Genomic DNA, 16,350 nt, shown 5'->3' with positions numbered 1-16,350 from the left:
CGGGTACTCTGGGCACCATGAAGCCCACCATTATCGATGCCGATACTGGACACGAACTATGGACCGCGGTCGAATGCGCTGCTTTTTCCGGCACCGCACGTGGCACTTTCACCAGCTACGCTGGCCGCAAGAAGGCTCCTGAACCCGTCGCGAAGCTTCATGGGTTGACCCTGTGGGATTCCGAAGAAGTTCGCGCATGGCACGCCAATCGGAAGAGCCGCACCAAGAGCACCGACTCCGCCGAATCATAGATACCTACCCATACCCAATCATTTCCTGGTTCCCGAGCTACATCTGTCGGACAGATATGTAAGCTCGGGAACTTTTTTCGCTCTACATGCGTTATCTCAAGTAATTACAAGCAGTACCCGCAATTTCCTTTTTGGAGGCCTAGCCCATGGGGGCTTTAATTCTGATCGCGATCACCGTCGGCGGCGCAATTATCATCGCGTCGATGGCTCAAAACCGTTCAAACAGGGCCTTTGATGCTCGCCAGAACAATCAATTGGAAGACGCCGTCGCAGACGCCCGCCGATGGATTGAGCGACTGGGCTCACAGGTATTGAACCTGGCTGGCACCGATTCGGCTTCCACGCAGGCTCTTGCTGACGCATCCGAGCGCTACAATGCCGCTTCCTCGCAGATTTCTACTGCGCGCACCCCGGCACAGGCGCGAATGGCCCGCGAATCGGCGCTGGAGGGCCTGCACTACATCAATGCGGCTCGCGAAATTATGGGCCTGCCGGCGGGGCCGACACTGCCACCGCTGGAGGGTCAGAAGGCCGCTGGTTCTGTGACCGAAACTCGCACCATTGAGCACGAAGGCCACTCGGTTACCGCCTCTCCATACGCCACCCCGGAAACTCCGAACTACTACCCCGGTGGTCGTGTCGCTGGCCGTCCGGTTCCGGCCGGTTGGTACTCCGAGCCCTGGTGGAAGTCCGCGCTCCGCACCGGTGTCTGGACCGCAGGCTCGATGCTGCTGTTCTCTACCCTCTTCCACGGTATGGCCGGTGTTGCCTACGGCGCTGATGAGTTCGCCAGCGGCATGGGCACCGGCGCTGACGACTTCGGCGGCACCGAGGACTTTGGAGCCGAAGACTTCGGTGGCGACGATTTCGGTGGAGATGACCTTGGCGGCGACTTCGGTGGCGGCGGTGCAGATGCCGGTGACGCAGGCGACGGCGGAGGCTTCTTCGACGGCCTCTTCGGTGGCGGCGACGGCGGCGGCGACGGCGGCGGATTTTTCGACGGCGGATTCGACGGTTTCGATATTTAGAAAAAGCCCGGCGCCGCTATTTCGCTAAATCCGCAAAAGGATCGACAGTGCCGTCTGTCTGAGGCCGATACTCAATTTTTCTGGCGGCGAATCGACCAGCTTCCTTGCCAAGGATGCTGCTAATTAAAGCAACAGCCATATCCATACCTGCTGCGACTCCTGATGAGCTCCAGCGATCTCCGTCTTCAACCCATCGAGCCGCTTTCACCCACGTCACTTCGTTTCCGAACGAGGTAGCCCAATCAAAAGCCAACTTATTACTAGTTGCCCGCTTTCCTTCAAGTAGCCCAGCCGCAGCTAGCAGTGCCGACCCCGTGCAGACCGATGCCACTAACCGCGCCCGGGACCCGATGTGCTTAAGCCAGTCCAAAAACTCTGCATCCTCAACTAGTGTTCTGCTCCCTGCTCCACCGGGCACCAGGAGAATATCGACTGCCTCGAGTTCAGCGGTGCAGCGCGTGGCGATAACCTCCGCCCCCTGAGCGCTGGTTATCGAACCGGCAATGTCGGCGACATATTCGACCTCAATCTCTGGGACATGACCAAAAAGGCCAACCGGCCCAAAAACGTCTAAGAGTTCGAACCCGGGGAACAGTACAACAGTTACTCGGCGGTGTGCTTCCGGATTTGCCATAGGCCAATTCCTACTCCGCCTAAGCACACGATAGGGGCTGTTTCCAGAATATTCTGGAAACAGCCCCTATCCTTTCCTATACCTATCCCCCAGATGGAGAACAGTGGCCTCTTAAGCCTTCGGCAGCTCCGGGGCGACGCCAGTGTTTTCGTACTCTGCAAGAATGTCGATGCGGCGCTGGTGGCGCTCCTCCTCGCTCCACGGCTGGGAAACGAAAGCATCGACGATGGCCAGAGCCTCTTCTTCAGAGTGCATACGACCGCCGAGGCCAATCAGCTGAGCATTGTTGTGCTCGCGGGCAAGCTTTGCGGTCTCCACCGACCAAGCCAGCGCACAACGAGCGCCCTTGACCTTGTTAGCAGCGATCTGCTCGCCGTTACCGGAACCGCCGAGCACGATGCCCAGGCTGCCCGGATCGGCGACGGTACGGGAAGCCGCCTCAATGCAGAATGCTGGGTAGTCATCTGCAGGGTCGTAAGTGTGAGCGCCGCAGTCAACGACGTCGTGGCCAGCCTTCTCCAGGTGGGCCTTAATCAGGTTCTTCATTTCAAAACCGGCGTGGTCTGCACCAAGGTAAATACGCATGGCAGCAAGTTTAGCGGTTCCCACGGATTCCACGGCGTCTGCACCCGTTTTAGGTAGTGCTTGACGACGTCCCCCTGCGCAGCCGAATAGGGTGAAAAGTGACTGTATTTGCGTCTCAGCACGTCTTCGAAACCGGAAATTGGGTGCTTTTACCGTGTCTCCTGCGCCGCAAGCTCACTTCCAAGTCGATCCGGAAGCCCATGGCTCCCATGGGAATCATCACGCACCGGCGGTGCGAACGGTTCGACATGACATCAATAAGAAGCCATTTATTGTCATTTGGGAGGTCACACGGGCTTGTGGCTTGGTCTGCAAGCACTGCCGTGCAGATGCACAGCACGAGCCGCATCCTCACCAGCTTTCGACCGCCGAGGGCAAGATGCTGCTGGAGACCTTGGCGTCGTATAGCAAGCCGAAGCCGCTTGTGGTGCTCACCGGCGGCGATCCTTTTGAGCGCGATGACCTAGAAGAATTGGTGCGATTCGGCACAGAGCACGGTTTGAATATGTCGCTGTCTCCGTCGGTGACTCCGCGGTTGACGCCGGAACGGATTCAGTCGCTGCGTGAGGCCGGAGGTAAGGCGATGTCGATGTCGCTCGATGGCGCGACCGCCCAGACCCATGATAAGTTCCGCGGGTTTTCGGGGACTTTTGAAAAGACGCTTGAAATGGCTCCGCACATCAACGAGGCCGGTTACCGGCTGCAAATCAACTCGACCCTGACTAAGGGAAATATCCATGAGGCACCAGCGCTGCTGAAGACCGTCATGGAGATGCAAGCCAAGATGTGGTACGTCTTTTTCCTCGTTCCCACTGGTCGCGGCGCAGATTTGGGCGCATTGTCACCAGAGGAACGCGAGGATGTTCTGCACTGGCTATCGGATGTGTCCAACCGAATTGCCATTAAGACGACGGAGGCGCCGCAGTATCGGCGCGTTGTCATGCAGCAGGAGGAAGCAAAGGAAAAGGGTCTGCCATCCTATGAGGGCGGCGCGCTCTACCGCTACTTGACCGAGGAAACGACAAAGCTGCTCGGCGCTGAACCGGAAAAGCCACGCCGACCGCGCTCCCCCATGGCCGTCAATTCCGGGTCAGGTTTTGCCTTCATTGACCACATCGGCGACGTCTACCCCAATGGTTTCCTGCCGTTGCACTGCGGTAATGTAAAGGCAACACCCTTCCAAGAGATTTATTCCAACTCGCCGGCTTTTAAGGCTCTCCGCGATCCTGATAATTGGCACGGCAAGTGCAGCGTCTGTGAATACCACAGCGTATGCGGTGGATCCCGCTCGACTGCTTACGCTTTGACCGGGGATTACACGGCATCCGATCCGACATGCATCTACATCCCGCCACGGTGGGCTGCCATGAGCGAAGAAGAACGGCAGGCCTCCACCGGGCAGAATGCCGAAGCTGGGGCCGCTCAGGTTTCTTAGCCGCATGCCCCAGCTGCTACAGGTTTCTTAGTCGAAGCGCGGATCCTCAGTGCGAGAGCGCTTAATTTCGAAGAAATACGGATAGCTGGCGACGGCAACCGAGCCGTCGAAAATCTTGCCGGCTTCTTCGCCGCGTGGGATACGGGTAAGCACCGGACCGAAGAAGGCAACGTCGTTGAGCTTGACCACCGGAGTGCCGACGTCGTTGCCGACCTCCTTCATGGCCTCTGCGTGGTTTTCACGCATGAGCTCATCGAACTCGGTAGTCAGGGCCTGTGCCAGGCGCTCTTCCGGCAGTCCAACCTCTGCGAGGGCTTCCTTAATCAGTTCGTCGAATGCGTGCTCCGGCTCGTCGACATGCGCGTGGCGATCGATGCGGTTTTCGTTGTGAATCTTCGTGCCCAGCGCGGTGTAGAGCTTGTCGACAGCCTCCTGACCATCCTGGGAGAACACTGCATTAAACAGGCGTGCCGGGGTCCAGTTGCACTGCATCATGAACTTGTACTCTTCCGGCAGCTCGTCGCGGCCTTCATTGAGTACCGACAGGCTCATCGGCTTCCACTCGACCTCGATGTCGCGGACCTTTTCGACTTCCTTAATCCAGCGGGATGTCACCCAGCAAAACGGGCAGGAAACGTCGAAGTAGAAAGTGACCTTGTCTCGATTGCTCATGTGAAAGTCCTCCTAAAGCATTGATTGACTTATCAACGACTATAGGGCGGAATTTTTTGGCTCGCATTCATGCATTCCGCGCATAATCGGAGTCTGACTCCAATCCGGGGTCGTGGTTACACTTGTCGCATGACTTCCACGAACCTAACCAGGACCGAAGCCGCCGACCGTGCGGCCATGCTCGAGGTGTCCCACTACGACATCTCTCTCGACCTCACTACCGCACCTGTTGGCGCGCCGCACAGCGCACCAACATTCGCTTCCAAGACCACAATTTCTCTGACGGCGAAGCGCGCTGGTTCCACCTTTATTGACCTGCGTGATGCGGTTGTTAAGAGTGTGACCATCGACGGTGTCGATGCCACGGAGGCCGCTCGTTATGCCAGCGAGACCGGTATTAACGTGGACCTGACCGAAGGCGACCACACCGTCGTTATCGACGCGGACTGCCGTTACACCAACAACGGCCAGGGCATTCACCGGTTCCAGGATCCTGCCGACGGCGAAACATACCTGTACTCGCAGTTTGAAACTGCCGATGCCAAGCGCGTGTTCGCCTGCTTTGACCAGCCGGATTTGAAGGCGACGTACTCAATCCACGTCGTGGCACCGAAGGGTTGGAAGGTTGTTTCCAACTCGGTGGCCAAGACCGGCGCCACCACCGATGTCCACGGCAATGAGGCCGATACCTTCGACTTCTCGGTGGATGTTCCGCTGTCGACGTATCTCGTCGCAGTCTGTGCGGGCCCGTGGCACGAGGTCACTGACTCGTGGACCGGCACTGTCGCACCGCACCCGGAGACCCCTGCCGAGCACCAGCCGGATGGCGAGCTGACCATTCCGCTGGGGCTCTACTGCCGCCAGTCCATCGCCGAGTACCTCGATGCCGACACCTTGTTCAAGGAAACCAAGGAAGGCTTCGACTTCTACGCCAAGCATTTCGGTGAGCCCTACCCGTTCGGTAAGTACGACCAGATCTTCTGCCCGGAGTACAACATGGGCGCGATGGAAAACGCCGGCTGTGTGACCATCCGCGACGAGTACGTCTTCCGCTCCAAGCCCACTCACTACCTCTACGAACGCCGCAACGACACCATCCTGCACGAGATGGCTCACATGTGGTTCGGTGATTTGGTCACCATGCAGTGGTGGGATGACCTCTGGCTCAATGAGTCCTTCGCCACCTGGTCGGCCGCCGCCGCTCAGGTCGAAGTTTCCGATTACAGCCACGCCTGGACCACCTTCGCCAACGTAGAGAAGGCCTGGGCCTACAAGCAGGATCAGCTACCGTCGACGCACCCGATTGCCGCCGATGCCAGCGACATTGACACCGTCGAGCAGAACTTCGACGGCATCACCTACGCCAAGGGCGCATCCACGCTCAAACAGCTGGCCGCCTACGTTGGTCAGGATGCTTTCCTCGCCGGTGCCCGCCTTCACTTTGCCCGCCACCGCTTTGGCAACGCCACCTTCGCGGACCTTTTGGAGGCGCTCTCCGAGGCCTCGGGACGCGATCTGTCCGGCTGGGCCGATCAGTGGCTGACCACCACCGGCATCACCACTTTGGCACCGGAGTTCCAGCAAGAGGACGGCAAGTACACTTCCTTCGCAGTCACGCAGGAAGGTGCCGAGCCGGGTGCTGGTGAACTCCGTGACCACCGAGTCGCCGTGGGCATCTACAACCTGCGCGGCACCGGATCGGATGCCGTACTCGAGCGCACCAAGCGCGTGGAAATCGACGTCCGTGGTGCACGCACCGAAGTCCCAGAGCTGGTCGACACCCCAGTCGGCGATGTCGTGCTGGTTAACGACGACGACCTCACCTACAGCATGATCCGCTTGGACGAAGGCTCGCTTGCCACCGTCATCGACAACATCGGCGCCTTCACCGATTCAATGGCACGCACACTGTGCTGGTCCGCTACCTGGCAGATGGTTCGCGCAGGCCAGATGCGCGCTCGCGACTTCGTCAACCTGGTGCTCCGCGGCATCCCGGGCGAGGACAAGCTCTCCGTCTTGGAGCGCGTCATCGCTCAGGCGGTCAGCGCCGTCAACGTCTACGCCGATCCACAGTGGGCTGATTCCACCGGCCGCGACCTGCTGGCTCAGGGCCTGTTGGACTACGCGAAGAAGGAAACCGACGCCGACCGCGCCCTGGTTTTCGTTAACGCTTTGACCACCGTGGGCTCGTCGAATAGCGACGTCGTTGACGCACTGCGCGCCATCTACACTGGCGACGCAGACAAGGCTGGTTTCCCAGCTGTCACGGTAGACACCGACATGCAGTGGCGCGCCCTGAAGCCGCTGGTTTCCGCCGGTCTCGAGGGCGAGGAAGCCATCGCAAAGCTTGAAAAGACCGACAACTCGGCACTCGGTGCGCAGGCCGCCATCGCCTGCCGCGCCTCCGTGCCGACGCTCGCCAACAAGTCCCGCGTCTGGGCAGAGGCGACGGTCTCCGGCAACGATGCCCCGTCGAACCTTGTCATTCGCCACTTGCTGGCCGGCTTCAACGCGCCGGGCTCGGGTGAGGTGCTCGCACAGGCGCTTGACGACGACTCCCGCGCCACCATCAACGCGGAGCAGTCGGCGACCTCGCTGTCGGAGCACTTCTTCGCCGTTGCCAACAGCTGGTGGAAGCAGTTCTCCTCCGAGACGGCACAGACGCTGCTCGAGGGCTTCTACCCAACCTGGGAGATCAGCGATGATGCAATTGCAGCCGCTCAACGTCTGCTCGACAGCGACGAGACTGCATCGCCGGTCAAGCGCATCATCTCTGAGCAGCAGTTCCTGGTGAAGCTCGCTCTTCGTGCCCGCGAGTTCGACGCGAAGTAACAAGTGATTTCGGCCGGCACTTTGGCCGTTATCGTTTTCGTGGCATCAAGTCGATAGACTTGGTGCCATGACAACTTCTCAGACGCTCTTTGACTCCGTCGGCGGCGAGGATGTCTTCAATCGCATCGTCCATGGCTTTTACACGCGTATGCGTTCCGATGACCTCATCGGCCCGATGTACCCCAGCGATGACTGGGAGGGCGCCGAGGATCGACTCCGCATGTTCCTCGTCCAGTACTGGGGCGGGCCGCGTTCGTACAGCGAACAGCGTGGTCATCCGCGCCTGCGCATGCGCCACATGCCGTTTTCCATCGGCGAAGCCGAACGCGACCGCTGGCTGGAGATCATGAGCGCCTCACTCGCAGACATTTCCGATGAAGAGCTCCCCCGCCCCCAGCGCGAAGCCATGTGGAACCACATGGTGCAGGTCGCTGACATGCTCATCAACCGCTTCGACGCGCAGTAGGAATTAGGCCCCTGCCCCGCTAGTTCAGCAGCCCCGCTAGTTCAGCAGCGGCAGCACGCCAAAGGACTCGAGCGTAAAGATCGAGCCAAACCGTCCATCCAGCCGGTGCCACCGTCCCTTCGTGGACACGCGCACCGGCTCTTTTTCATCCGGTTGCTCTGGAATGAAGCCCATCGCACACAGCGCAAACACATCCCGCATGGTCACGTCGACAACGCTTTTCGACGTCTCCTGCGACTGCCCCTCCCCTGAGTCAACGGCGGCTTCACCGGCCTCTCCGCTGACAGTGAGAACCTTCTGATCCAGCAGAGATGGCGGCATACCCATGGGGCCGGAAGATTCCACAGCGACCGCGCGCCCCTGCTTCTCGAGAGTCCGGAAAGCAGTGGCCGGAACATAGTCGACAACCTGCCATCCTTCCGGAACTGGCAAGAATCCCGGCCAGGAGGACGCCGACTGCGCATGCACCCGATACGGCAGCGCGGTGAGCGAAGCTTCTTTGTCCTCCGCATTGTCGGATGATTTTGCCTGCGCAAAGGCACGCACTGCGATGTCTTTAATCTCCGCGGCAGTGACGATGATGTCGTCGGGAAGCGCGTGTAGCGCAATTGTGCGCATGGCGAGCGGGCCGATCGGGGTCTTCACCCATACCTGTGACATTGCTGGCGCAGCGGTGGGCTCGGGCGATGAACTGATACCGGCGGCGGCGGTCTTTCGTGCGCGGATGCGAAGCAACGTGTTCTCGTCGAGGGCGTAGGCCTTATGGGCTAGGACGCCCAGGTTCTTCAGGGCATCGGGAGTGCCGAAGGTCAGCTCGGCAGCGGGATGAGAAGTGGTCACGGCGAATTACTTGTCCTGGTCTTCCTTGTTGTCTTCGATTGCGGGAGCTGCAAAACGCTCCAGTTCACGGCGGGCAGACGGGGAGAGCTCGACTGCCTTCGCAGTCTTGAGATCAAACATCACCATCACGGTTTCGAGCACAGCCACGATGTGACCATGCTGGTCGGAGATAGTCTGGCGGAGTGTGAAAGAGGTGCGACCGAAGTTGATGATCTCGGTCTCAACCACAACTTCCTGGGTGTCCGGCAAGATAGCGCGGACGTAGTCAATCTCCAGGCGACGCACCACTGCCGCAGGCATACCTGCCCCGCCGCCGAGGCCGCGCATCACAAAGTCGAGACGAGCCTGCTGGGCGTATTCCAGGAATGCGGTGTTGTTAGCGTGACCATACTGATCAAAATCAGACCAGCGGATAGCGACGTTGGTACGAAATGGTGCTGATTCAGTCATACCCAGAACTATAGGCGTTTTCTGGAGCTACGAACCTGCAAATAACGCGAAAGCCCGGGACCTGTGCACTGGTGCGAGCCAGTCCACACGGTTCCGGGCGTTGCCGTTGGCAAAGATCAGATTCGCGGGAAACTGATTAGCGGGTCAGGCGACGGTGAGTGACACGCGACGGGCGTGCAGCCTCCTCGCCGTAACGCTCAATCTTGTTCTTCTCGTAGCCCTCGAAGTTGCCTTCGAACCAGAACCACTTGCCCTCTTCGAAGTTGCCTTCCCATGCGAGGATGTGGGTACAGGTGCGGTCCAGGAACCAACGGTCGTGGGAAATGACCACGGCACAGCCCGGGAAGTTCTGCAGTGCGTTTTCCAGCGAAGACAGGGTTTCGACGTCAAGGTCGTTAGTCGGCTCATCCAGGAGGATAAGGTTTCCTCCCTGCTTGAGGGTCAGCGCGAGGTTCAGACGGTTGCGCTCACCACCGGAGAGAACCTTCGACGGCTTCTGCTGATCCGCGCCCTTGAAACCGAAAGCAGATAGGTATGCACGAGACGGCATCTCGTTCTGGCCGACCACGATGTAGTCGAGACCATCAGAGACAACCTCCCAAACGGTCTTTTCCGGATCGATGTTTTCACGGCCCTGGTCAACGTAGCTGAGCTGAACAGTCTGACCGACCTTGACCTCACCGGAATCCGGCTGCTCCAGCCCCACGATGGTCTTAAACAGGGTGGACTTACCAACACCGTTCGGGCCAATCACACCGACGATGCCGTTACGCGGCAGGGTGAACGACAGATCCTTGATCAGGACGCGGCCATCAAAGCCCTTCTCCAGGTCCTTGACCTCAACAACCTGGTTACCCAGGCGCGGCGGGGTCGGAATCTGAATTTCTTCGAAGTCGAGCTTCTTGTACTGCTCGGCTTCCTCCACCATCTGCTCGTAGCGCTCCAGACGGGCCTTGTTCTTGGCCTGGCGAGCCTTCTGCCCCGAGCGGACCCACGCCAGCTCATCCTTCAGGCGCTTCTGCAGCTTGGCGTCCTTCTTACCTGCAACCTCAAGGCGCTCAGCCTTCTTCTCCAGGTAAGTCGAGTAATTGCCCTCGTACGGGTAGAGCTTGCCGCGGTCGACCTCACAAATCCAGCCAGCGACGTGATCCAGGAAGTAACGGTCGTGAGTCACGGCCAGGACAGCGCCCGGGTACTTAGCCAGGTGCTGCTCGAGCCACAGCACAGACTCGGCGTCCAGGTGGTTAGTCGGCTCGTCGAGAAGCAGCAGGTCCGGCTCGGAGAGCAGCAGCTTTGCCAGTGCTACACGACGACGCTCACCACCGGAGAGGTGAGTAACCGGCTCGTCCGCCGGCGGGCAGCGAAGCGCATCCATTGCCTGCTCAATCTTGGAATCCAGCTCCCAAGCATCAGCGGCGTCGAGCTCCTCCTGGAGCTTGCCCATTTCTTCCATGAGCTCGTCGGTGTAATTGGTGGCCATCTCCTCGGCGATGGCTTCAAAACGAGCCTTCTTCTCGAAGATGTCGCCGAGGCCCTCCTCGACGTTGCCGCGAACGGTCTTCTCCTCATTCAGCGGAGGCTCCTGCAGCAGGATGCCGACAGTGGCGCCCGGCTCCAGGAAAGCTTCACCGTTACTCGGCTGATCAAGGCCAGCCATAATCTTCAGAATCGACGACTTACCTGCGCCGTTCGGACCGACCACGCCGATCTTTGCGCCCGGGTAAAACGCCATGGTGACGTTGTCGAGAATAACCTTATCGCCGTGCGCCTTGCGCACGTTTTTCATCTGGTAGATGAACTCACCCATGGTGGAATTTCGTCCCCTCGTAGAAAGGAAATAAGCAATCCCTGTAGAGGTTACGCATAGGAACCAAAAGGCACAATCTACATGGGCGTACCCGCAATCCTTTCCCACCAAAATCTCTGCCAGGCTCCTAGCAAAACTAGCTGCGAGATAACGCTGCCGAATCGTATGCGATCCCTCCCCTTTCTCAGCAGCGTCACCTCACGTGCAGTAATTACCCCTCCCCTCTTTCCGCTCTTTCAGCGGCTCCCCCTCATTCCGCTCTACAACGATGTACTGGCTCCTGGGTTAGAACGGCGCACTGACTCCTGCATCAGCCATTTCTCGCTGCTCCGAACTAGCTGCACCTGTGTTCCCCGCCTCACCAGCGCCGCCCGTACTAGCAGTGAAGGTGCGCACGGCCCCGGCCTGAGACGCAACTGTCTCAGTAACCGAAGCTTCCGAATCCCCAGTCGATGACTCACCAAGACCAGTCGGCGACTCATGCGGCTTCTCAGTCATAGTCTTCACCGTTGCCAGGTGACGGCGCAGATTCGGACCTACCGCCTTAGCAATGATCTTCTGGCGCTGATGCTTCGTACCATCATCGCCCTCCCAGCGATCCGTACGAACGTGACCGTGGACAATGACGGCTTGGCCCTTCCACACCGTGTTATTCACGTTCTCGGCGAGCTTGCCCCAACATTCAACATCAAAATATGACGTCTCCGACTGCTCCCAACCATTCTCCCCCTTCCATGACTTGCTGGATGCCACAGAAAACTTGCAGACCTTTGCCCCAGAATTGGTATTTCGATTTTCCACATGATGGACCACATTGCCCACCACGGTAATAACTGCCTCAGACATCGGGCTCCTCCCCCAAAGAAAGCGTTTACCTACTGCGGCCGAATAATTCGAAGGTGTCTCATTCGTGCCGTGCCAATTACTTTTCCGGCTTCGAGAAACAAATGAAAGAGGTACATAAAAAGCCTGTGGATAAGTTTGTCGAAAAGACAACTATCCACAGGCTACGTATGAAGTTGAGGGGCGAAGTCGCGGCAATCCTCGTCGTCAAGCATGCAAAATCAGCTTAACGACGCTACCTTCCGCGCCTCTTCGAGGCATCAATCGGATTATCCATGTGCACCGGATGCTGCGCGTCAACCTCCGAGGTGTAGTAATCGCGCTCATCCTCGCCGCCAACACCGACCTGCTGGCTCATGCGAGCGAGCATTTCGTTGTAAGCGGCCAACTCCTCATCATTGTTGCGGTCCGCGACGCGGTCGTAGCGGGCTGCATCCTTTTCATCGGAACGCCGCCACTGTACAAACAGCGCAACGGTGACGATGTAGAGCGGAACCTCACCGGCAGCCCACGCGACGGCACCACCAACGTTCTGATCTTCCAGGAGATTCACTGCCCAAGGGAGATCCAGGCTGGCGTAGTAGGTCTCGGCAAGCACCTGCTGCGACTGCATCAGCGAAATACCGAACCAAGCGTGGAACGGCAACGACCCCATCAGCGTGACCAGCTTGACCGACGGCTCAATCTGCTGTGGTGCAGCATCGACACCGATAATGACCCAGTAGAAGATGTAACCGGAGATCAAGAAGTGGATGTTCATGAACACGTGGCCCGCGTGCTCATCAGCCAGGAAGTCGTAAATCGGTGTCATGTAGAGCAGGTAAAAGCCCGCGACGAACTGCACCGTTGCCACAACCGGGTGCGTGAGGAAACGCGACACCGGGTTGTTGATGAAGACCACCAGCCACTCACGAATACCAGGCAGACCATCGCGGCCGGCCGGCTTCAGCGCACGCAGCGCGAGCGTAACTGGGCCGCCCAGGACCAGCATGACCGGAATGCCCATGGAGTAAAGCATGTGGGCGATCATGTGAACCGAGAACAGAGCCGGCATGTACACGCCCAGCGCGCTGCACGAAGTAAACAGCAGCGTGGCACAGCCGGCGAGCCACCACAGGGTGTTGGACAGCGGCCAGGTACCGCCGCGCTTCTTCAGCAAGTAGAGCCAGTACAAGTAAATCCACGCGGCAATGATGGCGGCAGAGCCGAAGAAGATGTCAAAGCGCCACTGCGTGAACATGGCCTCCCAACCGAATGGGATCTCCAGGTTGTAACCTAGCTTGACCTGCATCTGCGTAATCGACGGCAGGCCCTCACCGCCGGCCTGCTCAGAGAAATTCGGTGGCGGCGGAGTACGGCCCAGAGCTACGGCAACGCCGATTGTCAGCGCCATGATGATGACCTCGACAATGGCCAGACGCCAGAATGGACGATTCGACTGAGCGCGCTCAATCTCCGGAATGGTGATCTTGCGGTGCACATAGCCGCATAGGCCCAGCAAGATAGTGAGAACGGCCTTGACCAGCACCATGATGCCGTAGTTGTTGCTGACCAGGTCAGACCAGTCAATGTTGATGGCTGCGTTAATGAAGCCGGAGGCAGACATGGCAATGAAAGCCACCAACGCCACGAAAGAATAGCGCTTCACTACCTCTGGCATCCATTCACCGCGACGACGCGCGTGGCCAACCAGCGCCATCAAACCGCCGACCCAAAACACAGTGAAGGTCAAGTGCCAGATGTAGGAGTTAGTGCCGTAGTCATGGGCACCACCGGAGGCATTGTGGCTTACAACCGCCAGCGGCATCATCGACACCAAGCTGATGGCGAAGAACACCGGCTGCCAAATCCACTTACGAGTCAGCGATGAACCAAGCGCCACAATGCCCGCAAAAATAGCTACCCACAGCCACGCCAAGCCCTCCTTGGTCTGCTCCAACGACACAGCCCAGTTACTCAGCTGAATCGTCGTCGACAGCGGCTGGCCCGACACATCGGAGAGCACCAGCGGAATCTCCATCAGCGCCATGAGGCCCCAGCCGAGCATGGCCCACATACCCGTGCGGGATGCCGTGTAGCCGTCGAGGCCCAAAGTGCCGTCGGCACGCTGCTTCGTACCGAAAGCGGCGAGCATAAACGAACCGACACCGAGGCAGGCGAGCAGCTCACCGGCCGCCTTCGCGAACGGGAACCCGAAGGTGGTGATTGTGCCGGGATCGGGAATACCCAACGTGGCGCGCGAATCCATGTTGAACGCCATCGAGAGCAAACCAGCTAGAACGCCGCCGATAAGTACAAAAACAACGTACCAACCAGCAGATTTACGGACTTTCTTATCCTTGCTAACAGGCGGAGAGGTCTCGGCCTTGGTCGTGGCAGTCATAGCCCTAAGCTTAGCGACCAAAGTCCCTAGAACAGAACCGGTTGTGATTGGCTACATTAGAGACGCTACAATGCTTTTCTTAGCTAGCCTCCATAGCTCAGTGGACAGAGCAGTCGGCTTCTACCCGATTGGTCGAGGGTTCGAATCCTTCTGGGGGCGCAAAAATAACCCGCCTGAACTGGTTTTATACCAGATGCAGGCGGGTTTTTACTTCTTAGTTCTTCTTGTTATCCGCAGGATCCGGGCGCAAGTAGCGGTCAACCATGTCGACGACCTCTTCGACAGATTCCTTGTCTAGCGTCGCGTCCTTGCCATCCGGGCGCCACACCAGCACCATCGTCTGAATCAGACGGTAAATGTTGCGCGCCAGCAGATATGGATCGTGCTCGCGAATAGTGCCGTCTTCCTGCCCGTGACGGACACCGGGGAGAATGAATTTCTCCACAATTTCCAGCTGTGTATCGCTCATCTCTCCAGTGAGCGCTTCTAAGACACGGTCGGGATCTGTCTTGACCAGGCCAGGGAAAAAGTCACTTTCGATGATGCGTTGAACGACGATTCGAATACGCAGCAACATGCGAGCGCGCGAATCGCCAGGGACATAGCGGAGCCCCTCAAGCATGTGCAGGATTTCGCGGTTGGTCACTTCCCCCAGAAGCTCACCAATGTCAGCGTATCGACGATATACGGTCGGACGCGAAACTCCTGCCTTGCGAGCAATTTCTGCAATCGAAGTCCTACGCAAGCCCACAGTCATTACGCTTTCGCGCGCAGCGGCAATGATGACATCATCGACGGATGGTTTCTGTGCCGCGGTGGTGCTTTGAGCAGCGTCGCCAACACGCCTCGTCTCATCCATGTAACTATTTCTCCCGTTGGAATCCGAACTCAGAAGTAATTTTATCAGGCAAATAGGTCGATTTAGTTCATGCCCCGTTGTCCAATTCTAAGATCTTACTTTCCAGTTAATTTCGTTTCCCCCACAATTCGCTCCACAAACCACACGGCAATCCACACGCCCGACCACAGCACAATCCACATCGCTAAGCTGGGCGTAGTCAGCGTGTGCCCCACAGCCCAGTCCGGGCACAAAATAAGGCGCACTGCAGAATCATGCCGAATCTCAGCGAAAGGTGAAATCATGGCTCAGCCCGATCCCGACCTCCAGCTCTCCCCTGAGCTCGACCGCATCGTGTGGATTGACTGTGAGATGACGGGCCTCGAACCCGAGCGCCACGTCATTGTCGAAATCGCGGCTCTCGTCACCGATGCCAACCTCAACGTCCTCGGGGAAGGCGTGGACATCGTCGTGCACGCGTCCGAGACCGAATTGGCGCAGATGGATGATTTCGTCACCAAGATGCATGCGAAGTCCGGCCTGGATCAGGAAATTCGCGACAGCAAGACTAATGTCGCCGACGCCGAACAGGCTGTTTTGGACTACATCCGTCAGTGGGTTCCCGAGCCGCGCACCGCCCCACTGGCAGGCAACTCGATTGCCTCCGACCGCAAGTTCATCCACCGCTACATGCCAGAGCTCGACCAGCACCTGCACTACCGCATGATTGATGTCTCTTCCTTCAAGGAACTTGCCCGCCGCTGGTACCCCCAGGTCCTCAAGGGCGCTCCAGAAAAGGGTCTCGCTCACCGAGCTCTTGCAGATATCAAGGAGTCGATCCGCGAGCTGGACTACTACCGCCGCGCCATGCTTCTGCCCCACCCCGGCCCCGAAGGCGACGCTATTTCTGCCGCAAGCAAGGAATCGACGGAAAAGTACGGTGAGATTCGCGGCTAGCTCGCTTTACGACGACCCAAACCCCACCCTTTCCCAAATTTATCCGGGTTGACCTGCTGTTTTTGTTTCCAGCCCACTGTGGGCTACCATATAGTTCGCTGCAGAGATGAGCTGAGAATACAGCTCCTTTAATGCGGTAATGGTGACTGTAGTTCAGTTGGTAGAGCACCAGGTTGTGATCCTGGGTGTCGCGGGTTCGAGTCCCGTCAGTCACCCCAAGTAGAACCCTCGGCCAGGTTTTTCCGGGCCGAGGGTTTTTGTGTTTCCGCCTTAGCAACTGCGGGTTAAGTAAAGAAAAGTGTGTCTTTTCCGGGCGTGTTGCGGTTATT

At 58.4% G+C, this 16,350-nt stretch carries 16 protein-coding genes and 2 tRNA genes; 8 read left to right on the top strand and 10 right to left on the bottom strand.

What is annotated here, in order from left to right; translation table 11 throughout:
* Positions 1 to 17 precede the first annotated feature (17 nt).
* Together CHU70_RS07390 and CHU70_RS07385 are read left to right on the top strand one after the other, a co-directional pair.
* Positions 18 to 251, top strand: a complete 234-nt coding sequence (locus CHU70_RS07390) for a hypothetical protein (RefSeq protein WP_048734899.1) — start codon at positions 18 to 20, stop codon at positions 249 to 251.
* 146 nt (positions 252 to 397) lie between these two features.
* Complete coding sequence (locus CHU70_RS07385; protein ID WP_016422295.1) at positions 398 to 1,279, top strand: hypothetical protein; 882 nt, start codon at positions 398 to 400, stop codon at positions 1,277 to 1,279.
* A 16-nt stretch (positions 1,280 to 1,295) separates the two neighbouring features.
* Here the strand turns inward: CHU70_RS07385 and CHU70_RS07380 are convergent, their stop codons facing one another.
* The gene (locus CHU70_RS07380; RefSeq protein WP_147719139.1) at positions 1,296 to 1,913 is read right to left on the bottom strand and encodes a DJ-1/PfpI family protein; all 618 of its coding nucleotides are present in this window, start codon (positions 1,911 to 1,913) and stop codon (positions 1,296 to 1,298) included.
* A 111-nt stretch (positions 1,914 to 2,024) separates the two neighbouring features.
* Positions 2,025 to 2,498: a ribose-5-phosphate isomerase gene (locus CHU70_RS07375; protein ID WP_070857118.1), complete on the bottom strand. Its 474-nt coding sequence runs from the start codon at positions 2,496 to 2,498 to the stop codon at positions 2,025 to 2,027.
* A gap of 232 nt (positions 2,499 to 2,730) precedes the next feature.
* On the opposite strand from CHU70_RS07375, the gene CHU70_RS07370 reads away from it, so the two are divergent.
* Complete coding sequence (locus CHU70_RS07370) at positions 2,731 to 3,933, top strand: TIGR04053 family radical SAM/SPASM domain-containing protein (protein ID WP_070827903.1); 1,203 nt, start codon at positions 2,731 to 2,733, stop codon at positions 3,931 to 3,933.
* A 27-nt stretch (positions 3,934 to 3,960) separates the two neighbouring features.
* Here CHU70_RS07370 and CHU70_RS07365 read toward each other — a convergent pair whose 3' ends face one another.
* Positions 3,961 to 4,605, bottom strand: coding sequence for a DsbA family protein (locus CHU70_RS07365; protein ID WP_016422291.1), 645 nt, complete (start codon positions 4,603 to 4,605; stop codon positions 3,961 to 3,963).
* 129 nt (positions 4,606 to 4,734) lie between these two features.
* Here CHU70_RS07365 and pepN point away from each other — a divergent pair, with 129 nt between their 5' ends.
* Positions 4,735 to 7,437 (top strand): aminopeptidase N, encoded by a 2,703-nt coding sequence (gene pepN, locus CHU70_RS07360; RefSeq protein ID WP_049170984.1) that lies wholly within the window; start codon positions 4,735 to 4,737, stop codon positions 7,435 to 7,437.
* A 67-nt stretch (positions 7,438 to 7,504) separates the two neighbouring features.
* Complete coding sequence (locus tag CHU70_RS07355; RefSeq protein ID WP_038628076.1) at positions 7,505 to 7,903, top strand: globin; 399 nt, start codon at positions 7,505 to 7,507, stop codon at positions 7,901 to 7,903.
* A 36-nt stretch (positions 7,904 to 7,939) separates the two neighbouring features.
* Here the strand turns inward: CHU70_RS07355 and CHU70_RS07350 are convergent, their stop codons facing one another.
* The 5 genes from CHU70_RS07350 to CHU70_RS07330 form a co-directional block, all read right to left on the bottom strand.
* On the bottom strand, positions 7,940 to 8,743 hold the full coding sequence (locus tag CHU70_RS07350; RefSeq protein WP_048734886.1) for a hypothetical protein: 804 nt from the start codon (positions 8,741 to 8,743) through the stop codon (positions 7,940 to 7,942).
* Positions 8,744 to 8,749: 6 nt separating this feature from the next.
* Positions 8,750 to 9,193 carry a thioesterase family protein gene (locus CHU70_RS07345; protein WP_048734885.1) on the bottom strand — a complete coding sequence of 148 codons (444 nt, stop codon included), beginning with the start codon at positions 9,191 to 9,193 and terminating at the stop codon, positions 8,750 to 8,752.
* Between the two features lie 136 nt (positions 9,194 to 9,329).
* Positions 9,330 to 11,000, bottom strand: coding sequence for an energy-dependent translational throttle protein EttA (ettA, locus tag CHU70_RS07340; protein ID WP_016422285.1), 1,671 nt, complete (start codon positions 10,998 to 11,000; stop codon positions 9,330 to 9,332).
* 285 nt (positions 11,001 to 11,285) lie between these two features.
* The gene (locus CHU70_RS07335; RefSeq protein WP_049170979.1) at positions 11,286 to 11,846 is read right to left on the bottom strand and encodes a single-stranded DNA-binding protein; all 561 of its coding nucleotides are present in this window, start codon (positions 11,844 to 11,846) and stop codon (positions 11,286 to 11,288) included.
* 232 nt (positions 11,847 to 12,078) lie between these two features.
* Positions 12,079 to 14,226 (bottom strand): cytochrome c oxidase assembly protein, encoded by a 2,148-nt coding sequence (locus CHU70_RS07330; protein ID WP_049170976.1) that lies wholly within the window; start codon positions 14,224 to 14,226, stop codon positions 12,079 to 12,081.
* A gap of 86 nt (positions 14,227 to 14,312) precedes the next feature.
* Here CHU70_RS07330 and CHU70_RS07325 point away from each other — a divergent pair.
* Positions 14,313 to 14,385 (top strand) — tRNA-Arg (locus CHU70_RS07325).
* A gap of 55 nt (positions 14,386 to 14,440) precedes the next feature.
* Here CHU70_RS07325 and CHU70_RS07320 read toward each other — a convergent pair.
* Both CHU70_RS07320 and CHU70_RS07315 read right to left on the bottom strand, forming a co-directional pair.
* Entirely contained in the window at positions 14,441 to 15,085 is a 645-nt protein-coding gene (locus tag CHU70_RS07320; RefSeq protein WP_016422282.1) for a TetR/AcrR family transcriptional regulator, read from the bottom strand.
* A gap of 95 nt (positions 15,086 to 15,180) precedes the next feature.
* Positions 15,181 to 15,369, bottom strand: coding sequence for a hypothetical protein (locus CHU70_RS07315; protein WP_042388509.1), 189 nt, complete (start codon positions 15,367 to 15,369; stop codon positions 15,181 to 15,183).
* On the opposite strand from CHU70_RS07315, the gene orn reads away from it, so the two are divergent.
* Both orn and CHU70_RS07305 read left to right on the top strand, forming a co-directional pair.
* Positions 15,368 to 16,021, top strand: a complete 654-nt coding sequence (orn, locus tag CHU70_RS07310) for an oligoribonuclease (protein ID WP_016422281.1) — start codon at positions 15,368 to 15,370, stop codon at positions 16,019 to 16,021. The genes CHU70_RS07315 and orn overlap by 2 nt on opposite strands.
* Before the next feature lie 142 nt (positions 16,022 to 16,163).
* A tRNA-His gene (locus CHU70_RS07305) sits at positions 16,164 to 16,239 on the top strand.
* Positions 16,240 to 16,350: the final 111 nt, after the last annotated feature.

This window comes from Corynebacterium sp. LK10 (assembly GCF_008042455.1).
Classification (GTDB): Bacteria; Actinomycetota; Actinomycetes; order Mycobacteriales; family Mycobacteriaceae; genus Corynebacterium; species Corynebacterium jeikeium_D.
The sequence above is the reverse complement of the archived record's forward strand: the minus strand, read 5'-3'. Positions and strand labels throughout refer to the sequence as shown.